Origin of the sequence: Kitasatospora sp. NPDC088351 (assembly GCF_040685575.1) — a bacterium.
Taxonomy (GTDB): Bacteria; Actinomycetota; Actinomycetes; order Streptomycetales; family Streptomycetaceae; genus Kitasatospora.
In genome coordinates this window covers 36,180-56,752 of sequence record NZ_JBFBIL010000021.1, presented here as the reverse complement: position 1 = coordinate 56,752, position 20,573 = coordinate 36,180, and the positions used below count along the sequence as shown (strand labels likewise).

General features: G+C 75.0%; 12 protein-coding genes. 9 read left to right on the top strand and 3 right to left on the bottom strand.

Annotated features, from left to right (window positions below; all coding sequences use genetic code 11):
- Positions 1 to 105: 105 nt before the first annotated feature.
- The 7 genes from AB0P06_RS17395 to AB0P06_RS17365 all read left to right on the top strand — a co-directional run bounded on the left by AB0P06_RS17395 (position 106) and on the right by AB0P06_RS17365 (position 14,419).
- Positions 106 to 3,273: an amino acid adenylation domain-containing protein gene (locus AB0P06_RS17395; RefSeq protein ID WP_363608148.1), complete on the top strand. Its 3,168-nt coding sequence runs from the start codon at positions 106 to 108 to the stop codon at positions 3,271 to 3,273.
- Positions 3,270 to 4,481 carry an acyl-CoA dehydrogenase family protein gene (locus AB0P06_RS17390; RefSeq protein ID WP_363608147.1) on the top strand — a complete coding sequence of 404 codons (1,212 nt, stop codon included), beginning with the start codon at positions 3,270 to 3,272 and terminating at the stop codon, positions 4,479 to 4,481. Before AB0P06_RS17395 ends, AB0P06_RS17390 begins: the two co-directional genes overlap by 4 nt.
- Positions 4,478 to 6,331, top strand: a complete 1,854-nt coding sequence (locus tag AB0P06_RS17385) for an amino acid adenylation domain-containing protein (RefSeq protein ID WP_363608146.1) — start codon at positions 4,478 to 4,480, stop codon at positions 6,329 to 6,331. The genes AB0P06_RS17390 and AB0P06_RS17385 overlap by 4 nt, the downstream gene beginning before the upstream one ends.
- Positions 6,332 to 6,389: 58 nt before the next feature.
- Positions 6,390 to 8,333: a non-ribosomal peptide synthetase gene (locus tag AB0P06_RS17380; protein WP_363608145.1), complete on the top strand. Its 1,944-nt coding sequence runs from the start codon at positions 6,390 to 6,392 to the stop codon at positions 8,331 to 8,333.
- A complete protein-coding gene (locus tag AB0P06_RS17375; RefSeq protein ID WP_363608144.1) occupies positions 8,330 to 11,251 on the top strand; it encodes a condensation domain-containing protein in 2,922 nt (973 codons plus the stop codon). Before AB0P06_RS17380 ends, AB0P06_RS17375 begins: the two co-directional genes overlap by 4 nt.
- 85 nt (positions 11,252 to 11,336) lie before the next feature.
- Positions 11,337 to 12,419 carry a polyprenyl synthetase family protein gene (locus AB0P06_RS17370; protein WP_363608143.1) on the top strand — a complete coding sequence of 361 codons (1,083 nt, stop codon included), beginning with the start codon at positions 11,337 to 11,339 and terminating at the stop codon, positions 12,417 to 12,419.
- 515 nt (positions 12,420 to 12,934) lie between these two features.
- The gene (locus AB0P06_RS17365; protein ID WP_363608142.1) at positions 12,935 to 14,419 is read left to right on the top strand and encodes a trypsin-like serine protease; all 1,485 of its coding nucleotides are present in this window, start codon (positions 12,935 to 12,937) and stop codon (positions 14,417 to 14,419) included.
- Positions 14,420 to 14,512: 93 nt separating this feature from the next.
- Here the strand turns inward: AB0P06_RS17365 and AB0P06_RS17360 are convergent, their stop codons facing one another.
- The 3 genes from AB0P06_RS17360 to AB0P06_RS17350 form a co-directional block, all read right to left on the bottom strand.
- On the bottom strand, positions 14,513 to 15,298 hold the full coding sequence (locus tag AB0P06_RS17360; protein ID WP_363608141.1) for a GNAT family N-acetyltransferase: 786 nt from the start codon (positions 15,296 to 15,298) through the stop codon (positions 14,513 to 14,515).
- A 95-nt stretch (positions 15,299 to 15,393) separates the two neighbouring features.
- Positions 15,394 to 16,701 (bottom strand): MFS transporter, encoded by a 1,308-nt coding sequence (locus AB0P06_RS17355; protein WP_363608140.1) that lies wholly within the window; start codon positions 16,699 to 16,701, stop codon positions 15,394 to 15,396.
- Entirely contained in the window at positions 16,698 to 17,303 is a 606-nt protein-coding gene (locus AB0P06_RS17350; RefSeq protein ID WP_363608139.1) for a helix-turn-helix domain-containing protein, read from the bottom strand. Before AB0P06_RS17350 ends, AB0P06_RS17355 begins: the two co-directional genes overlap by 4 nt.
- A gap of 909 nt (positions 17,304 to 18,212) precedes the next feature.
- On the opposite strand from AB0P06_RS17350, the gene AB0P06_RS17345 reads away from it, so the two are divergent.
- Both AB0P06_RS17345 and AB0P06_RS17340 read left to right on the top strand, forming a co-directional pair.
- On the top strand, positions 18,213 to 19,277 hold the full coding sequence (locus AB0P06_RS17345; protein WP_363608138.1) for a phytanoyl-CoA dioxygenase family protein: 1,065 nt from the start codon (positions 18,213 to 18,215) through the stop codon (positions 19,275 to 19,277).
- Positions 19,259 to 20,572 (top strand): DUF6271 family protein, encoded by a 1,314-nt coding sequence (locus tag AB0P06_RS17340; RefSeq protein ID WP_363608137.1) that lies wholly within the window; start codon positions 19,259 to 19,261, stop codon positions 20,570 to 20,572. The genes AB0P06_RS17345 and AB0P06_RS17340 overlap by 19 nt, the downstream gene beginning before the upstream one ends.
- Position 20,573 lies beyond the last annotated feature (1 nt).

Here is a 20,573-nt window from a genome sequence, read left to right as displayed (position 1 = left end):
GCCACCACCCCCGGCGCCCGCACCGACCCGAGGGGCGGGTCCACCACGCCCGCCCGCCGTCCGATCCCGAACGAACACCCACCCGCCACAGCCAAGGGACCGTCCATGTTCGCTCTCTCCTCCTCGCAGGAGATCGTCTGGCTGCACGAGCAGATGCTGCCGGGCAGCCGCGCCTACAACTTCACCGCCGCCCTCGACCTCTGGGGCGCGCTCGACCCCGACGCGCTGCGCGCCGGGCTCACCGCCGTGCTCGCCCACCACCCCGGCCTCCGGCTGGAGCTCGTCGCCCGGCCGGAGGGCGTGCCCGGCCAGCGGGTCGGCGCCCGGACCGAACCGCGGCTGCGCACCAGCGACCTCTCCGGCGAGGCCGACCCCGAAGGCGCCTTCCGCGCGCTGCTCGCCGCCGAGGCCGAGGAGCCGCTGGACACCACGCAGGCGCCCCTGCTGCGCTGGCACCTCGTCCGGCTCGGCGAGGACCACCACCGGCTGATCCACGTCGAACACCACCTGGTCCACGACGGGCACTCGTTCGCGATCCTGCTGCGCGACCTGTTCACGGTCTACCGCGGGCACGTCCTCGGCGAGCCGGCCGAACTGCCCGCCGCCCCCTCCTACGAGGAGCACGTCCGGACCGGCACCGACGGCTCCCGGGACGGGGACCGTGCCCGCGGCCTGGAGTTCTGGCGCCGCGAGCTGACGGACGCCCCGCTCGCCCTGGCCCTGCCCGGGCTGGCCCGCCCGGGGGCGGTCCGCCGCCACCGGGGCGGCCAGCTGCGCCAGTCGATCGGCGCCGACCTGGCCGAGCGGCTGCGCGACCGCGGCCGGCAGGACGGCCACACGCCGTTCAGCACCCTCCTCACCCTCTTCGCCGAGCTGCTGCGCCGCCACAGCGGCCACCGGGAGCTGGTGGTCGGCACCGCCGTCGGCAACCGGCCGCCCGGCTTCGAGGGCACCGTCGGCATGTTCGTCAACACGGTGCCGCTGCGGCTGCGGCTGGACCCGGCCGCGCCCGGCACCGAGGCGGTGGACGAGGCGACCGACGTCCTGCTCCGCGCCCTGCCCCACCAGGACGTGCCGGTCCAGGAGCTGACGCGGCTGCTCGGGCTGCACACCACCGGGGCGGACAACCCGCTGTTCAGCGTGATGTTCAGCGCGCACGACGCGGCGCTGCCCGATGTCCAGGCGCCGGGCCTGGAGGTCTCGCTGTACGAGGGCTTCAACACCGGCACCACCCGCTTCGACCTGGACCTGGTGCTGCTGCCGGACGACCGCCGGGTGGTCGGCGAGAAGCACGGCGCCGCCGGGATGACCCTGGTCTGGGACTACGACGCGGACCTCTTCGGCGAGGAGACCGCCGGGCTGCTGGCCGAACGCCTGCTGGAGCTGCTGCGCTGCTACCTCGACCGGCCGCAGGCGGCCCTGGCCGAGCTGGCGGCCGGGCCCGTTCCCGCCGCCGGGCCCGTGGTCGAGGCCGCCGCCCCCGTCGTCCTCGACCCGGCCGCGGCGCAGGACCCGGCCGCGCTCGCCCTGGTCGCCGGCGCCGAGCGGCTCACCTACGGCGACCTCGACCGCCGGGTCGGCGCGCTCGCCGACCGGCTGAGCGCCGCCGGAGTGACCCCCGGCCAGCCGGTGGCCGCCGTGCTGCCGCGCGGGGTGGACAGCGTGGTCGCCCTGCTCGCCTGTCTGCGCCACGGCGCGGTGTACGCCCCGCTGTCCGCCGAGGACCCGGCGGCCCGCCTCGGCCTGCTGCTGGAACGGCTGAGCCCCGCCCTCGTCCTGGCCACCCGGCAGAGCGCGCTCGCCCTGCCCGCCGAGGGCGTCACCCCGGCGCTGCTGGACGGTCCGGCGTTCCCGAAGGCGGAGCCGGCCGCGGTGCTCGACGGCGCCGCGTACCTGATCCACACCTCGGGCTCGACCGGTGTGCCCAAGCCGGTGCTGGTCGGCCGGGACGCGCTGGCCGGCTGGGTCGCCGCCCTCGCCCGCCGGTACGGGCTGAGCCCCGCCGACCGGGTGCTGCTGTTCGCCCGGCCCTCCTTCGACGTGGCGCTGGAGGAGGTACTGCCCTCGCTGGCGGCCGGCGCCACCCTCGTCCTGCCGCAGCGCGAGGTGCCGACCGGGCCGGAGCTGGTCGCGGTGCTGGCCGCCCGCGGCGTCACCGTCGCCAACCTGCCGACCAGTTACTTCCTGGCCGTCCGGGAGGACCTGCGGGAGGCGCTGGCGGACGGGCGGTGGTCCCCGCGGCTGCTCGTGCTGGGCGGTGAGCGGCTGCCCGCCCGGGCGCTGCGCGGTCTGACCGACGGCACCGCCACCACGGTGCTGAACGCCTACGGCGTCACCGAGGCGACCGTCACCTCCACCGTGCACGAGGTCACCGCGGCCGACCTGGCCGGGGACGCCGAGATCCCGCTCGGCGTCGAGCTGCCGGGCGTGCGGGTGCACGTCGTGGACGAGGGGCTCCAGCCGCTGCCCGCCGGGTGCGTCGGTGAGCTGGCGGTCGGCGGCGCCGCGCTGGCCGACGGCTACCTCGGCCTCCCCGATCTCACGGACGCCCGGTTCGTCGCGGTGCCGGCGCTCGGCGGCGAGCGGGTGTACCGCACCGGCGACCGCGGGTACCGCGACCTGACCGGCCGGCTCTGGTTCCTCGGCCGCCGGGACAACCAGGTCAAGCTCCGCGGTCACCGGATCGAGCTGGAGGAGATCGAGGCGGCCGCCTCGGCCGAACTCGGCGGCCGGTCCTGCGCGGTGGTGCTGCACCAGGACCAGGACCAGGACCAGGACCGGGACCGGGAGCAGAGTCAGGGGCAGGGGCAGGACGTCGGCCCCCGTCTGCTCGGGTTCCTGGAGGGCACCGGACAGCCCGACCAGGCCGCGCTGCACGCCGCCCTCGCGCTGCGGCTGCCCGGCGGGCTCGTCCCGGCCGTCTGGACGGCGCTGGACACCATGCCGACCCTGCCCGGCGGCAAGCCCGACCGGGCCGCCCTCGCCCGGATCGCCGCCGAACTGCCCGCCCCCGGCGAGCGGACCGCGCCGACGGCCACCGCCTTCGCCGACCCCGGCCAGCACCTGGTCGCCGAGGCCTGGCGCGAGGTGCTCGGCCACGACCGCTTCACCGCCGACTCGCACTTCTTCGAGGTCGGCGGCCACTCGCTGCTCGCCGCCCGGCTGGCCGCCTGGCTGGAGCCGCACCTGGGCGGCCGACCGGCGCTGCGCACGCTGTTCCAGCACCCCGTCCTCGCCGACCAGGCCCGCGCCCTGACCGGAGGCGCCCGGTGAACGCCGCACCCTCCGCCGTCCTGGAACGCGACCACCGCGAACTGGTCGACGCGTTCGAGAGCTTCGTCCGCCGCGAACTCGTCCCGCTGGCCGCCGAACTGCCCGAGACCGCCGACCAGCCGCCCGCCGAGCTGCGCGCGTACGTCCGCAAGCGCTCGGCCGCGCTCGGCTTCTACGCCGGCGACTACCCGGAGGAACTCGGCGGCTCCGGCATGCCGTTCACGGCCGTGGTGCTGCTGCACCACGCGGCGGGCCGCAGCGGCTGCCCGCTGGCGCCGTACGCGCTGGCCGGTTCGGACGGCCCGAGCCCGCTGCTGCGGCACGGCACGCCCGAGCAGATCGAGCGCTGGCTGCTGCCGCTGGTGCGGGGCGAGGCGGCCCGCTGCCTGGCCCTCACCGAACCGCACGCCGGATCCGACGCGTTCCGGCTCACCACCACCGCCGTCCGCGACGGCGACGGCTGGGTGATCGACGGCCGCAAGACCTTCGTCAGCAACGCCGACCGCGCCGACCTCGCCCTCGTCGTCACCGCCACCGACCTCGGGCGGGGCGCCGGCCCGACCGCCGGAGCCACCGCCTTCGCCCTCCCGATGGACCAGCCGGGACTGCGGATCGGCCAGCGGTACGAGGGCATGTCCGGCGAGCCGCTGTTCGAGCTGACGCTCGACCGGGTCCGGGTGCCGATGGACGCGGTGATCGGCGGCGCCGGGGGTGTCGGCGCCGCCACGGCCCTCGCCATGGAGAGCCTCTCCCGGGGCCGCCTGGTGGTCGCCGCGATGTGCAACGGCGTCGCCGAGTACGCGCTGCGGCTCGGCGTCGAGTACGCCCGGGAACGGCAGGCCTTCGGCGAACGGATCGGGAGCTACCAGCACGTCCAGGAGCACCTGGTGAGCACCCGGGCCGAGGTGGAGGCCGCCAAGCTGCTCACCCTGGCCTGCGCCCGGCTGGTCGACGACGGCACCGAGGCGCCCGAGAACGCGGCGCTCGCCAAGCTCACCGCCTCCGAGACCGCCGTCCGCGCGGTGGACCGCTCGCTCCAGGTGCACGGCGCCACCGGCTGGGTGCGCGGGCACCCGCTGGAGTTCCTGTACCGCTACGTCCGGATGATGACGATCATCGAGGGGACCTCCGAGGTCCAGAAGGTGATCGTCGCGCAGGCCATGGGTCTGGGCCGGCCGACCACCACCCGCCCGGAGGGCGCGATATGACGAACAATCAGGTTGATTCCAGCGTCGCGTACGGCCGCCCGCACCAGGACGGCGCCGTGCTCGGCCTCTTCACCGACTGGGTCCGCCGGACCCCGGACGCCCCGGCGCTCGTCGACGGTGCGCGCACCTGGAGCTACGCCGAACTCGACCGCCTCGCCGACACGCTGGCCGACTCCCTGCGCGACCGGGTGCGTCCCGGCGACCTGGTCGGCGTCTGCCTGGACCACTCGGCGGGGCTGGTCGCCGTCACCCTGGCGGTCGCCCGGCTCGGCGCCGTCCACCTGCCGCTCGGCCCGCGCCCCGGCGAACGCCGGCTCCAGGCCGTCGCCCGCAACCTGCGACTGGCCTGCCTGGTCGGCGACCCGGCGCTGCTGCCGCCCGCCCACGCCGGGGGCGAGCACCTCCCGCTCTCCGCCCCGCTCGCCGGGGCGGTCGCCGACCCCACCGTGGTCGCCGCCTTCGCCCCGGCCCCGGCCGGCGCGGTCGGCGCCCCGGCCGGCACCCACTACGCCGTCCTCACCTCCGGCTCCACCGGCACCCCCAAGGCGGTCGCCGTCGGGGAGCCCTCCCTCGGCTCCCTGCTGCACTGGTACCGCGAGCTCACCGGCCTGGGCCCCGGCGACCGGCACAGCCTGCTGATCGGCGTCGCCTTCGACCCGCACGTGAAGGAGCTCTGGGCCACCCTCACCTCCGGCGCCGCCCTCGTCGTGGCCCCCGAAGCCGTCCGCTGGGACCGGGGCGCGCTCACCGACTGGTGGCGCTCGGCGGGGGTCACCGTCAGCGTGCTGCCCACCCCGCTGGCCGAACCCGTGCTCGACCGGCCCTGGCCCACCGGGCTGGCGCTGCGCCACCTCGGCATCGGCGGCGACCGGCTGCGCCGCGCCCCCGGCCCGGACGTCACCGCCACCGTGCACAACATGTACGGGCCGGCCGAGGCCACCGTGGTCACCACCACGCACACCATGGCGCCCGGCGCCGACCACGGCACCGGCGCGCCGCCGATCGGCCGGCCGGTGCCCGGCGCGGTGCTGCTGGTCGCCGACGGGGCCGGCCGGCCGGTGCCGCGCGGACACTCCGGTGAACTGTGGATCGGCGGCCGCTGCCTCTCCCTCGGCTACCTGGACGAGGAGCTCACCGCCCGCCGCTTCGTCCCCGCGCCGGACGGGGTGGAGGGCGCCGACCGCGTCTACCGCACCGGCGACCGGGTGCTGATGCGGCCGGACGGCGTGCTGGAGTTCCTGGGCCGCCTCGACGACCAGGTCAAGGTCAGCGGCGTCCGGATCGAACCCGCCGAGGTCGAGGCGGCGTTCGAGCGTGACGCCAGGGTCCGCCGGGCCGTCGTCGCGGCCAGGCAGGACCGGGCGGGCGGGGTCCAGCTGGTCGCCTTCGTCCAGCCGGCGCCGGGTGACGGCGGTCTGGGCACCGGCGGCCCGACCGGTGCCGAGCTGCTGCCGGAGGTCCGGGCCTGGCTGCCGGAGCAGGCCGTGCCGGCCGTCGTCCGGGTGGTCGACGCCTTCCCGCTGGACGCCAACGGCAAGGTCGACCGGGCCGCCCTGCTCGCGGCCGAGGAGGAGACCCGCGGCGCCGGGGCCGCCGAGGAGGGCGCCACGCCCATCGAGCGGACCGTGCTGCGGCTCTGCCGGGAGCTGCTGGGCCGCCCCGACCTCGGTCCGCTGGACAACTTCCTCGACGCGGGCGGCAATTCGCTCGCCGCCGCCCGTCTGCTGGCGGCTCTGGAGGAGGAGTACGAGGTCCGGCTGCGCGCCCCCCAGGTGCTGCGCCAGCCCGACCTGCGCGGCGTCGGGCGGCTGGTCGAGGAGAAACGCCCGAGCGCCGTCGCCGCCTCCTGACCACACGCCGTAGCAGGGCGCCCCGGCGCGAAGCCGGGGCGCCCGGAAGGGAACCACCATGTCCGCACCCACCATGCCCGCACCCGCCAGGCCCGCGGCCCTGTCCGCGCCGGGCGGCTCCGTTGCCGGGGCCGACTCCGTCCCCGTCCTGATCGCCCGGCAGGCCGACCGATGTCCGCGGGCGCTCGCCGTGACGGACGGCTCCACTGTCCTGACGTATCGTCAACTGATCACTTCCGCACGACAGCTGGCCGGTGAACTGGCCGCGCGCGGGATCGTCCCCGGCAGCGCCGTCGGCCTGCTCTGCGCCCGTTCCACCCGCCTGGTCGTCGCCCAGCTCGCCGTCTGGTGGGCGGGCGGCCACGTCGTGCCGCTGGACCCGGCGTACCCGCGTCCGCGCACCGCCGCGATGATCGAGGACGCCGGGGTCCGGCTCACCCTCGGCGACAAGACGCTGCTCGCGGAGGCCGGTCTGCCGGCCGGCCAGGTCCTCGTGCTGGCCGCCGCCGGGCTCACCGACGCCCCTGACGCCTTCGATTCCCCTGATGCCTTCGAGGCGCCCGAGAGCCCGGAGGCACCGGCCGTGACCGGCCCGGCGGCGGTCGCCCTGGTGATCTACACCTCCGGTTCCACCGGCCGCCCCAAGGGCGTCCAGGTACCGCACGGCGCGGTCGCCGACCTGGTCGCCGCCCCCGACGCGATCGCGCTCGGCCCAGGCGACCGCGTGCTCTTCCACTCGCCCGCCACCTTCGACGCCTCGACCTTCGAGCTCTGGGCCCCGCTGGTGCGCGGCGCCGCCGTCGCGGTCTCGCCCGCCGAGCGGCCCACCGCCGAGGAACTCGCCCGCGACATCGAGCGGTTCGGCGTCACCACCGCCCTGTTCACCACCGCCCTCTTCCACCGGCTGGCCGCCCGCGAGTCGCGGATCTTCGGGGTGCTGCGCACGCTGCTCGTCGGCGGCGAGGCCCTGTCGCCCGGGCACGCGGCCACCGTGCTGCGGGCGTTCCCCTGGCTCGACCTGGTCAACGCCTACGGGCCGACCGAGTCCACCACCATCACCACCCTGCACCGGATCGGCCCGGCCGACCGCACCGGGCAGGTGCCGATCGGCCGCCCGTTCGGCGGGGCCCGCACCGTCGTCCTGGACGAGCGGCAGGCCCCGGTGCCCCCCGGCACCCGCGGTGAGCTGTGGATCGGCGGCGCCCGGCTGGCCCTCGGCTACCTCGGCCGGCCGGACCTGACGGCGGAGCGCTTCCGGGACATCCCCGGCCTCGGGCGGGCCTACCGCAGCGGCGACCTGGTCTCGGAGCGCCCGGACGGCACCCTGGAGTTCCACGGCCGGCTCGACGACCAGGTCAAGGTCCGCGGCTTCCGGATCGAACCCGGAGAGATCGAGCACGTCCTGCGGCAGGACCCCGAGGTCGCCGAGGCGGCGGTCGTGGTCCGCCGCCCCGGTCAGGAGGACGCCGTGCTCGCCGCGTACGTCGTCCCCGCCGAGGGCACGCGGCCGGTGGCCGAGACGCTCCGCCGCCGGCTGGCCGACCGGCTGCCGGCCCACCTGGTACCCACCGCCTGGACCGTGCTGGACGCCCTGCCGTTCACCGGCACCGGCAAGGTCGACCGCCGCGCGCTCGCCGCGGACGAGCCGCCGGCCGGGACCGGCCCGGCCGCCACCGCCCTCCTGACGCCCATCCAGCAGGCCGTCGCCGAGGCCTGGTCACGGGCCCTGGAGCGCCCGGTGACCGCGCCGGACGCCGACTTCCTCGCCGAGGGCGGCCACTCGCTGCTGGCCATGTGGGTGGTCGACGACCTCCGGGAGGACCTCGGCGTGGAGCTCTCGCTCGCCGAGTTCCTCGACCACCCCACCGTCGCCGCCCAGGCCGCCCTGATCGAACGCGCCCTCCTCGCCGCCCACGGCGAGGCGGCCGCCGCCGGCCCCGTGCAGCACGTGCAGCACGTGCAGCACGGGGAGCACGGGGAGCACGGGGAGTCGGCCCGATGACCGCCACCGACCAGGCCGCCCGGCAGGCCGACCTGCTGCGGCTCGCCCGCCGACGGGCCGGCGCCGGTCCCGCCCGGACCGCCCCCGCCCCAGCTGGTTCCGCCCGGACCGGTTCCGTTCCGGCCGGGCAGACCGCCGAGGGCCCCGTCCCGCTCTCGCACGCCCAGCAGCGGATGTGGCTGATGGACCGCCTCGGCCAGGGCGGCGCCGGCTACCACGTACCGCTCGCCACCCGCCTGCGCGGCCCGCTCGACACCGAGGCGCTGGCCGCCGCCCTCGCCGCGCTCACCGCCCGCCACGCCGTCCTGCGCACCCGCTACGGGCAGCGGGGCGACCACCCCTACCAGGAGGCAGCACCGGCCACCCCGGTACCCGTCCCGGTGCTGCCCGCCACCCCCGAGGCCGCCCCCGCCCTGCTGCGCACCGAGGCCGGGCGCCCGTTCGACCTCGCCGCCGGCCCGGTCCTGCGGGCCCTGCTCCTGCGGCACGGCCCGGACGACCACACCCTGCTGCTGACGCTGCACCACATCGCCGTCGACGGCGGCTCACTGCCCGTGCTCGCCGCCGACCTCGCCGCCCTGTACCGGGCCGCGCTCACCGGGCAGCCCGCCGACCTGCCCCCGGCCGGGCCGCAGTACGCCGACTACGCCCGCTGGGAGCGGTCCCGCGCCGCCGAACTCGCCGCCGCCGCCGACACCTGGGCCGCCCGGCTCACCGGTGCCCGGCCGGTACCGCTGCTGCGCCCCGTCCCCCCCGGCCCGGGTGCCCGGCCGGCCGCCCTGCACACCGCGCCGCTCACTCCGGAGACCCTGGACGGCCTGCGGCGGCTCGGCACCCGGCACGGCGCCACCCTGTTCACCGTCGTGCTGGCGGCGGCCTTCGCCACCCTGCGCCTCGCCACCGGCGAGCCCGACCTCACCGTCGGCTGCGCCAGCGGCCACCGCGCCCGGCCCGAGCTGCGCCGGACGGTCGGCCTGAGCGTCAACACCCTGCCGGTCCGGGCCGACCTCTCCGGGGAGCCGACCTTCACCGAGGCGCTGACCCGGGTCCGGAGCGCCCTGCTCGACGCGCAGGAACGGCGCGACGTCCCGTTCGACCTGGTCGTCGAACGGCTCGGGGCCGCCGCCCGGGGCGAGGGCGGCCATCCGCTGCTCGCCGTCAGCTGCGACCTCGTCCGGCCGGCCGGGGCCCTCGCGCTGCCCGGCCTGGCGGCGGAGGCCGTCGACATCGACCTCGGGCTCGCCAAGTTCGGCCTCGCCCTGCTGGTCGAGGACGGCCCACGGCCGCGCTGCCTCGTCCAGCACGACGTCGCGGCGCTCGACGAGGCCGCCGCGGGCCGACTGCTCACCGGGTTCGCCGACCTGCTGACGGCCGTCGCGGCCGACGCGGACCGCCCCCTCGCCGGCCTGCCCGCCGCCCCTGGTCGCTGGTCCGGTCCTGACCGCACAGGCGGACCGGCGGCCGGGCCCGACCACCCCGCCGTCGGCGCGCTGCTGGCCGACCCCCGGATCGTCGAGGCCGCCGTGGTGGCCGCCGAGGGCCGGCCGGCCCTCGCGTACGCGGTGGTCCGCGGCCCCGCCTCGCCGAGCGGCACCGAGCTGCGCGCCGCCCTGCGCCACCGCCTCCCGGCCGACCGGCTCCCCGCCGCCGTCACCCTGGTCGACGCGCTGCCCCGGCACCCCGACGGCACGGTCGACCGGGCCCGGCTGCCCGGCGCGCCCGCCGCCCGCGAGTCCGGGGCGCTGGCGGCGGTGCGGACCGTCTTCGGCGAACTGCTGAGCGGCCGGCCGACGGCGGACGCGGACTTCTTCCACCTGGGCGGCCACTCACTGATGGCGGTTCAGCTGGCGGAGCGGCTGCGGGCCCGCACCGGCCTCCCGCTGACCGGGCTCGACGTCCTGGAGCAGCGCACCCCGCGCGCCCTGGCCGGGCTGCTCGACACCCGCGCCGCCGAGCGCCGCGCCGCCACCGCCGCCCGGCCGACCGGCCACGCCCGGCCGGCCGCCCGTCACCGCACCACCCGGGCGGGCACCGTGCTGCTCACCGGCGCCACCGGCGGGGTCGGCGCCGCCGTCCTGCAGGAGCTGATCGCCCAGGGCCGCCCGGTCCGGGCGCTGGTCCGGCCCGAGTCGGCGCACCTGGTGGCGGCGAACGGGGTCGAGGCCGCCGAGGGGGACCTGGCCGACCACGACAGCCTGCGCCGCGCGGTCGAGGGCGTCGACGCCGTCATCCACGCCGCGTGCACCTTCACCGAGCACCGGACCGACCTCGCCGCCATGCGGACCCTGGTGGACGGCTGGCGGGGCGGCGAGTTCGTCTTCGTCAGCAGCGTCGACGCCTACGGCCGACCGGCCGCCGCCGACGTCCCCGAGGGCGCCCCGGCCGAGGCCCCGGTCAGCCCCTACGGGCAGACCAAGCTGGACTGCGAGCGGATCCTGCTGGCCGCCGCCGGGACGGGCGGGCGCGGCGCGGGCACGGTGGTGCGTTCCCCGATCGTCTGGGGCCCGCACCGGCGGCTGCGCGACCAGCTCCGCTGGGGCTCCACCGGCGCGCTCTACCAGGCCGCGCTGGCCGGCCGGCCGATCGTGCTGCCCACCCCGGCGGCGGACGGCCACGGCTGGTACGGCGCCTCCTGGGTGCACTCCGCCGCCCTCGCCCGGGCCGTCGTCGGCTGCGCCGACGGGACCGGCCGGGCGTCCGGGCGGACGGTCAACGCCGTCACCGGCCAGGTGGCCTGGGCCGAGCTGGCGGCCGAGCTGGTGCGGCTGCTCGGCTCGCCCAGCGCCGTCGAGCTGCGGGCGGACGCCGAACCGGAGCTGCGGCGACCCTGGCACTACCGGGCCGAGGCGCTGGCGGACCTGCTCCGCCCGGAGCCCGGCGAGGACTGGCGCAGCGTGCTCGCCGCCATGGTGCGGTAGTCGCGACGGGCCCCGGCCGGGCACACATCCGGCCGGGGCCCGCCCCCGCTGCCGGTCCGGTCCGTCCGGCTGGAAGGGTGGGCCCATGGACGAGACGATCATGGCCGCCGCCCACGAACGGGCCGCCGCCCACAGGCGCCGCTTCGACGCCCGCTTCGCGGCGTACTTCGCGGCCCTGCCGGAGCACCTGGACACCCCGGCGCTCAGCCGCTTCACCCCCCGCTGCCTGGAGCTCCTGCGGGAGCTCTCGCTGCGCGGCGGCAAGCGGCTGCGGGTCGCCCTGCTGTACGAGGCGGCCCGGCTGGTGACCGCCGAGCCGGTGCCCGGGCTGGCGGAGGCCGCGCTGAGCATCGAACTGCTCCAGACGCACGGGCTCGTCCACGACGACATCATCGACGACGCGCCCGTCCGGCGCGGCGGCCCGTCGACGTACTACGCCTACCGCGGGGAGTTCCCGGCCGGGGAGCGGACGGCGCTGGGCCTGGCCGTGCTGGCCGGGGATCTCGCGGCCTTCCTGGCCATGCGGGTCCTGCTCGACGCGGAGGTGCCGGCGCGGCTGCGGCACGCCATGCTGGAGGTGCAGCTGAGCGCGGGCGCGGAGACGGTCGTGGGCCAGATCGTCGACCTGGAGCGCGACTCCCACGCCCTGCCGGACGAGGAACTGCTGCACACCGTCTGCGAGTACAAGTCCACCCGGTACTCGGTCCTCGCGCCGCTGCGGCTCGGGCTGCTGGCCGCAGGCGAGGACCTGGCCGCCCACGACGGGCGGCTGCGCCGCTACGCGACCCTGGTCGGCATCGGCGGTCAGCTGTGCGACGACTACCTCGACCTGTTCGGCGACGAGGCCGCCACCGGGAAGTCCACCGGCGCCGACCTCCGCGCGGGGCGCCGCAGTTACGCCGTCACCGCCCTCCTGGCCGCCACCGCCGGGGCGGAGCGGGCCGTCGTGGAGTCCGCGCTCGGCGATCCGCACTGCCCGCCCGGGACGGTCGAGCGCGTCCGCGCCATCGCCCGGCAGCGGGGTGTGGACGAGCGCCTCCGCGCGGACCTGCGCCGTTACGCCGAGGCCGCCCGCGCCGAGGCCGCCGGCTGGCGCCCGTACTGGCGCGCGGAGGCGGTGGCCTTCTTCGAGGGCCTGCCGCTGTGGAGCGCCCGGCGGGTGGCCTGAACCGGCCGGTTCCCCGCGCGTCCGGGCCGTCCGCAGTGTGATGAACGGTCAGTCGCCCGGGTGTGGAGCCCATCTGAACGGAGATCACGTACCGGACGATTTTCGCCCGGCCGGTGATGGATTTCGTGTGATCATCTGCCGCTGGGCAGGTCAGGGGTGATATCAGTATGAAGATCGATCCGGTGATGGGGGGCGTCGCTCTCCCACACCACTGATCGGCATGCCAGAAAACGGGGGTTGTGGCGTGATGGACGCACATATCGGCGGTCGGCCGCCGGACACCGGGTTGTCGCCGGACCGGACGCGTGCCACCGTGCCCGCCCCTCTCTGAAAGCCGGACGCGGGGCAGTAGGCCCGTTTCCGTTCCCCCGCCGCCCGAGCGCGCTCCGAAGCGCCCCGGGCCGCCTTCACGAGCAGGTCCCGCCCGCCTGATCCGTTCCCCGGTCCGAGCGCCGGTCTGGCAGGCGCATGCCAGTAGCCCTGCTCCTCCACCACGACCCGAAGGTGATCGACAGATGCAGTTCAAGCGTCCACGCGCCGCGTGGATGACCAGCGTTCTCGCCACCGCCGTCGCCGGCGTCTGTGCCCTCGGTACGGTCCCCGCCAACGCGGTCGTCGGCGATCCGGTGGCCGACGGCGGCTACGCCTTCACGGCCAGGCTCGACATCGGCGACGGCAAGCGCTCCTGCTCGGCGGCCCTGATCAACCCGACCTGGGTGATCACCGCCGCCAGCTGTTTCGCCGCCGACCCGGCCGACCCCTCGACGGTGACCGCCGGGAAGCCCAAGGACCATGCCGTCATCACCGTCGGCCGTACCGACCTGGGCAGCCAGACCGGTGTCTCCGTCGACGTGATCGACCTCAAGCCGCGCGCCGACCGGGACCTCGTCGTCGCCCGCCTGGCCGGCCCGGTCTTCGGCGTCACCCCGGTGACCCTCGCCGACACCGCCCCGGCGGTGGGCGACACCCTGCGCGCCACCGGCTACGGGCGCACCCAGGACGAGTGGGTGCCGAACCGCCTCCACGGCGCGGCCGTCACGGTCAAGTCGACCGCGGCGACCACCGTCGGCATCGCCGCCAAGGCCCCGGCCACCGGCGCGATCTGCAAGGGCGACACCGGCGGCCCGACCTTCCGGGAGAACGGCGCGACCGCGGTCCTGGCCGGCATCCACAGCCTCTCCTGGCAGGGCGGCTGCTTCGGCTCCACCGAGACCCGCACCGACGCGGTCGAGAGCCGGGTCGACGACATCCGCCAGTGGATCCTCGACAGCTCCTCGGTCGACCAGGCCCTGCTCGGCCCCGGCGCGCGGCTCGCCTCCGGCCAGACGCTCGCCGGCCGCGACCTGCGGCTGACCATGCGGGCCGACGGCAATCTCACGCTGACCCACAAGAACGCCCCCAACGGCATCATCTGGGCCACCGGTACCGGCGGGAACGCCGGCGCCTACGCCGAGATGCAGCCCGACGGCAACTTCGTCGTCTACACGGCCGACAAGCACCCGATCTGGAACACCGCCACCTGGAGCTCCCCGGGCGGTTACCTGAGCCTCCAGGACGACGGCAACATCGTCGTCTACAAGAAGGGCGGCGGCCCGCTCTCGGGCGGCGCGGCCTGGGGCGCCGGCTCGACCCGGATCGGCAGCACCATCGGCTCCGGCCAGCCGGTCTGGTCCGCCCAGTGGACCGAGTCGAAGTCCACCGTGCTGATCATGCAGCGGGACGGCAACTTCGCCCTGTACCGCAAGAGCGACGGCGCCCACCTCTGGTCGACCGGCACCTACGCCAGCACCTTCGGCTACTTCGTCATGCAGGCCGACGGCAACGCGGTCGTCTACCCGGCGGGCCAGGGCAACGGCGTCGGTTCGGTCTGGAGCTCCGGCACCTTCTGGAGCGCCGGAGCCTTCATGAAGCTCCAGGACGACGGCAACCTCGTGATCTACAAGGAGGAGGGCGGCGAGGGCGTCGGCGGTGCGATCTGGAGCACCAACACCTTCGCCTGATCACCCTCCCCTGACCGCCTTCGCCTGATTCCCGCGCCACCCCGCAGCACCTGCCGTTGACCCCGGGTCCGCCGCACCCCGGCGGAACCGGGGTCAACGGGCGCTGAGCAGCGACTCGTTGAACTCCGCCACGACCGTGAACCCCAGCCGCCGGTAGAGGCCGGCGGCGCCCGGGTTGTCGGCCCGGACGTTGAGCCCGATGTGGTCGGTGGTGCCGGTCAGGCGGCGGCACAGCTCCGCGACACAGGCGCCGGCCGCGCCCCGGCCGCGCACCGCCGGGTGGGTGGCGACGTTGCCGATCGCGGCCACCCGGTGGGCGGGGGAGTGGACGTGCACCCCGGCGACCGCCACCAGGGCGCCGCCCTCGCGCACACCGACGTACTGGCCGGTGTCCAGCATCCGCTCGTCGAACCAGTTGCCCGGGTAGGCCACCGAGAAGAGGGCGCGCAACTCGGGCAGATCGGCCCGCCCCAGCGGAGCCGGGGCCCACGGGCCGTCGAGGTGCGGTGCGAGGCACGACCGGTCCGACAGCGTCATTCTCAGCAGCGCCGCCCGCCGCTCCACGCGGTAGACCGGGGTGAGGGCCTCCTCCGCCCGGCCGGACAGATGGGCCAGGAACCGCCGTGGCAGCACCGGCAGCATGGCCCGAAGCAGCTCCTCCAGCGACCGCCACCGCTCCTCGGGCGCGAACCCGAGCAGGGTCGGGATCTCGCCCACGGCGTAGAGCAGCGCCACCGGCCCGTCGTCCGACACCGTGTACCAGGCGGTGTGCGGCCACAACAGGTCGTCGAGGTCGCCGAGTTCGAAGAGATGCAGGCCGGGATCACCGCGGAACCGGTCGGTCAGCGCCGCCCGGTCGTGCAGGCTGAGCAGGGACATCCGCCGAGCCTACGCGCCCCGCCCCGGCCGACGGCCGCCCGGGGTGGCTTCCGAAGTGACCCCGGGGCGGCCCGGACGCCGGTCCCGGGGGCGGATCACGTCGAGGCCGCCGGCTGCGAGGGCGCTTCCCGGCCGGTGGGGGCCGCGGCTTCGCCGGTGCGGGAGGTCGGGAGGTCGCGAGTGCGGCCGATCGGGGAGAAGAGCAGGACGAGCGCGGCGAGCGGGACTCCGGCGGTGGTGATCCACATCGCGGGGCGCAGCCCGAGGGCGGTGCCGAGGACGCCGGCGAGGAGGGCGCCGAGCGGGATGGTTCCGTAGTTGAGGACGGCGGTGCTGGCCGTGATGCGGCCCAGCAGGTCGGACGGGCAGTAACGCTGCTGGAAGCCGGACTTGATCACATTGCCGGCCACGACGCCCGCGGAGACGCCGAACCCGCCCGCCACGTAGACGAGTACGCCCGTGCCCTTGGCGGTGAGCGGGATGAGCAGGGCCAGGACGGGCAGGCACAGTTCGAAGAGGATCATCGCGCGGGCGGTGCCGATCCGGGCGGCGACCCGGCGGGCGGCGAAGGCCCCGGCGACGCCGCCGCTCGCCCCGGCCGCGATCAGCCCGCCGACGGTGCCCGGGGCGAGCCCGACCTCGCGGACCAGGAAGGCCACCTGGATGGACTGAAACCCCATCAGGGACAGGTTGGAGGCGGCGCCGAACAGTGTCAGCGCTCTCAGCCAGCGGTCCCCGGCGACCAGCCGCAGACCCTCGCCGATCTCGCGGCCGAGCGCCCTGGGCCGGTCCGGCCGGGCGGGCGGCGCCTCCCGGTGCCGGATGCGGCTCAGACAGACGAGGGAGACCAGGAAGGTCGCGGCGTTGGTGAGCATGCCGTTCACCGCTCCGGCCAGTTGCGCGATCAGGCCGCCGGAACCGAGGCCGGCGATCTGCGCGGCGGAGGCGCTGCCGTGCAGCTTGGCGTTGCCCTCGGGCTGGTCGGCGGGGTCGAGCAGGCTGGGGAGGTAGGCGGTGTAGGCGGTCTGGAAGAAGACGGCGGCGGTGCCGCTGAGCAGCGCGACGGCCAGCAGCAGACCGGTGCTGAGCACGCCGAGCCAGGAGGCCACCGGGACGGCGGCGAACAGCCCGAGCGAGAGCGCGGCCGTGGCCAGCATGATCGGGCGGCGCGGTAAGCGGTCCACCCAGACGCCGGCCGGCAGGCCGATGACCAGCCAGGGGGCCCAGGAGGCGGCGAACAGCAGGCCGATCTCGAAGGTGCTCGCGTGCAGGTCGGTGACGGCGATCAGCGGCATCGCGACCCCGGAGACGGAGGCGCCGAACCTCCCCGCGGTCTCGCCGCACCAGAGCAGCCGGAAGTCCCGGTGGCGGCGGAGCAGTCCGCCGCGTGCGTCGGCGCTCATGCGGTGTCACGCGGCTTGCGCGGGAAGGACTGGAGCTGGACCACGATCGGCAGCGCGCCGGCCTCGGGCTCGGTGCCCGGCCCGGGGGTGTGGCGGGCGATGACGGCTGCCAAGTCCTCGTTGAGGTCCTTGAGTTGTTGGGGCGTCAGTCGCAGGTGGCTCCAGTCCGAGATGGTGCCGACGTTGCGCCAGTCGTCCTCCCAGTCCTCGCTGATGTAGGAGGAGACCCGGGTGAAGTACTGCTGCACCAGCTCGTGCAGGTAGAGCGAGAGGGCGCCCCGGCTGTCGGGGTCGTCGTGGAAGTCGGCGCTGTTCAGCTGGGTGGCGACGGGCACCCGCCGCCACCAGCGCTCGCGCCTGGTGCCCCGGCCGGTCTCCTCCTCGATGAAGCCGTGCTCGGCGAGGTGGCGCAGGTGCCAGCTGACGGTGCCGGTGTTCTCGCCGAGGCGTTCGGCGAGCCGGGTGGCGGTGGAGGGGCCGTCCAGGTTGAGCAGTTCGAAGATCTGCATCCGCAGCGGATGGGCGAGCCCGCGCAGGCTGCGGGCGTCGATCCGGCGGTGGGCGCTAGCGGGCGGGGGCGACTGTTCCGGTTGCTCGGTCATGTCGGCATCCTATGATGCAGAGGACTCTCTGCATAGAGGTCTCTGTAGAGGTGTCTCTGTGGAGGAGAGGCCTGTGGTGGCGGTCGTCGGGGCGGAAGCCTTCGCGTGTTCGGTGAGGTCGTCCACTCCGTCCGTCCGGTCGGCATGCGCCGCGCGGCATGCGACGCGGGCCTCGCCGCTTATGGGCGGTGAATGGCATACCCGTCTTCGATGAATGTCGATTAACGGAACAAAAGACGAGCCGCCCGGTTCCGGTCGAGTGGAGCGATCCGCTTCCGGTGTATGTCGTTTGACGGAACAAAAGGCGGACGGGCGTGGTTCGTTCATGAGGGGCGGTGCGTTTCCGGATTTCTGGTGTCCCGTCACCGAGTCTCCCCAGGTCGAGGGTTGACACCGGAAGTTGGTCTAGTCCACCGTAGTGGAACGTAAGTTCGGCAAGGTGAAGACGGAACGAGACCCTTGCCCGATCCGCGAGTTGGCCGACCAGCTTCGCGAAGTTTGCTGTGGGTGTCCGCGTCCCGTGAGGGGCGCCGAGTACGAGGAGGTAGGAATTCCGGCTGTTTTCGCGCGGAAAACCGCCACCTCCACCGGGCAGTCGGCCGAAGCGGCCGGAGGTGCCCAGCAATTCCGTTGTCCCTGGGCCCGATCCACTTGGCGCGATATGCCACCGCAGGTCGGTTTCCGTCCTTTTCCGCCCTCGGGCGGGCCTTGCTTCAACGTGTGCGGATGAGATCGCGCCCGGCCGGCTGATTCCCCTTCGCGACAGGTGATCTCGTGTCAGCCGTCCTCTCGAACACCGTACTTCCGGCGGGCCTGGTGGTGAAGGCCGTGCCGAGGCCGTTCGCGTACCGCTCGTGGGAGCGGTCCGCGCTGTCCGGCCGCAGAAATTTCTAGCTTTGGAGTGATTGCATGTCGACGCCTGACGGATATCTGCACCGAGCAGCCTCGGACGTCCCGTACTTCAGCGCGGACGGCGAGACCTACCTGGCGCGGACGCAGCTGCGGGACATCCGGAAGTCGCGGCCGCTCCGCGTGCTCTCCGAAGAGGACTTCGAGTTCTGGCAGACCTACGGCTACGTCGTGGTGAAGGAGGCGATCCCCGCCGAGGCGGCGGCCCGCCTGCTGGAGTTCACCTGGGACTTCCAGGGGCTCGACCCGACCCGGCCGGAAGACTGGTACACCGAACGGGAGTTCCGCGACGATCTGGACCGGGACCTGTACGTCTACGGCTTCGTCGAGGCCTACCACCACCAGCTCGTCTGGGACAGCCGCCAGGCGCGGCGCGTCTACGACGCGTTCGTCGACGTCTGGGACTGCGAAGAGCTGTGGGTGACGCTGGACCGGCTCAACCTGAACCCGCCGAACGTCCGGAACCGCGACCGCAAGCTGATCGCGCCCACCGACACCGGTTTCGACATCGAGCTGCACTGGGACGTGGACACCACGCTCGGCGTGCTGCCGCAGCGGGTGCAGGGCATCATCGCGCTCAACGACACCAAGCCGGACCACGGCGGCTTCCAGTGCTCGCCCGAGCTGTTCCGGCGGTTCGAGCCGTGGAAGATCTCCCAGCCGGCCGACCGGGACCCGATCCGGCCCGCCGTCGACTGGGACGAGTTCCCGGTGGTGCGGCCCGAGCTCAAGGCCGGCGACCTGCTGATCTGGAACGGCCTGCTCGCGCACGGGGTGGCCCGCAACACCTCGGAGAGCGGCGTCCGTTCGGTCCAGTACCTGTCCATGATGCCCGCCCTGGAGGAGGCCGAGAAGCTGCGCCGCTCCCGGGTGGACTCCTGGCGCCACCTCAGCACGCCGGACTGGAACGCGACGCTGGTCGGCGACGCGACCAGGCACGAGTCCCTCCGCTACGGCACCGCCGCGCTGAACGGGCTCGGCGAGAAGCTGCTGGGGCTGAAGTCGTGGCGCGGCCAGGAGTTCGACGAGGCGACGGGGGAGCCGGAATGCGCAGAGTCTGCCTGACTCTTCCGACCAACCGGGAGTGCGTCGCGACGATCCCGGCCGTCCACGGTGAGGCGGTGTACGGCGCGGAGACCTTCGACGTCGAGGTGCATCTGCTGATCCTGGACTCCTCGGACGAGGCCACCTTCGCCCTGCACGCCAAGGCCGTCGCCGGGTTGCCCGCGGCGGCGAACGTGGTCGTGCACCACGTCGACGAGGAGCGGCAGCGCGCGTTCCTGCGGCAGGTGATCCAGCGGTCCGGGGTCGTCGAGCCGGAGCTGGTGCTGGACCTGATGTTGCCGGACGCCGTCTCCTACGGCGCCTGCACCAACCGGGCGTTCCTGATCGCCGGCGCGCTCGGCTGCCAGGCCGTCCTCCGCCGGGACTCCGACAGCGACTACCAGGTCCTCGACGGCGAACCGGTCTTCCCGGTCCACCACGAACTGCTGTCGCTCGGCAAGCGGGCGGCCGAGGCGGTGCCGGGCGTTACGGACGTCGAGCTGGAGCCGGCGCTCGCCGAGCGGCCGGTGTCGCTGGTGGGCAGTTCCTTCATCGGTGAACTGTCGGTGGACATCGGCGAGATCAGGGAGCTGGACCCCGCCGTCTACTACGAGGTGGTCGGCCTCTGGGCCGATGCCGGTGCCTCGGAGGAGGAGCGCCGGGAGCTGGTCGACGACTCGTTCGTCGGCTCCGGCACCGAGCCGTTCAGTGCGGACCGGTCGACGCTGGGCAGCCCCGACATCTGGCGGCTGGACATGTGCAACATCGGCTTCGACCACGAGGTCTACGAGCGCGTCCCGCTGCCGCCGGCCACCGCCACCATCGGCAGCGACTACTTCCTGCTGCACCTGATCCGTGACGCCGCCCTGCCGGGGGTCGTGCACAACCGCAACATCGTGAACCACTACACCCCCGAGCGGCGGACCGGTCCCGGATTCACCGCCTATCAGCTGCGGTTCACCAAGTTCCTGCTGTCGATGCTCTACTTCTACCCCGTCTACCACGACATGGAGGCGGCCGGCGGGCTGCTGCTCGACGAGCAGCACCATGTGCGGGTCGCCGCGATCGCCGGCTCGGTCCGGCGCAGCGCCGGGGCGGACCGGGCGGAGAACATCCGACGACTGGACGTCCTTGACCGTTCCTACCGTCAACTGGGCGGCAAGTACGCCGAGTTCGCCGACCACCTGCGGCCCCTGCGCGAGCGCCTGCTCGACGAGGCCCAGGCGGACATCGAGTACTTCGCGCTGCTGATCGACGCGTGGGGCCCGCTGGTGCAGGCGAGCAAGGCCGTCGGCACCGACCAGCTACTCCGGTAGC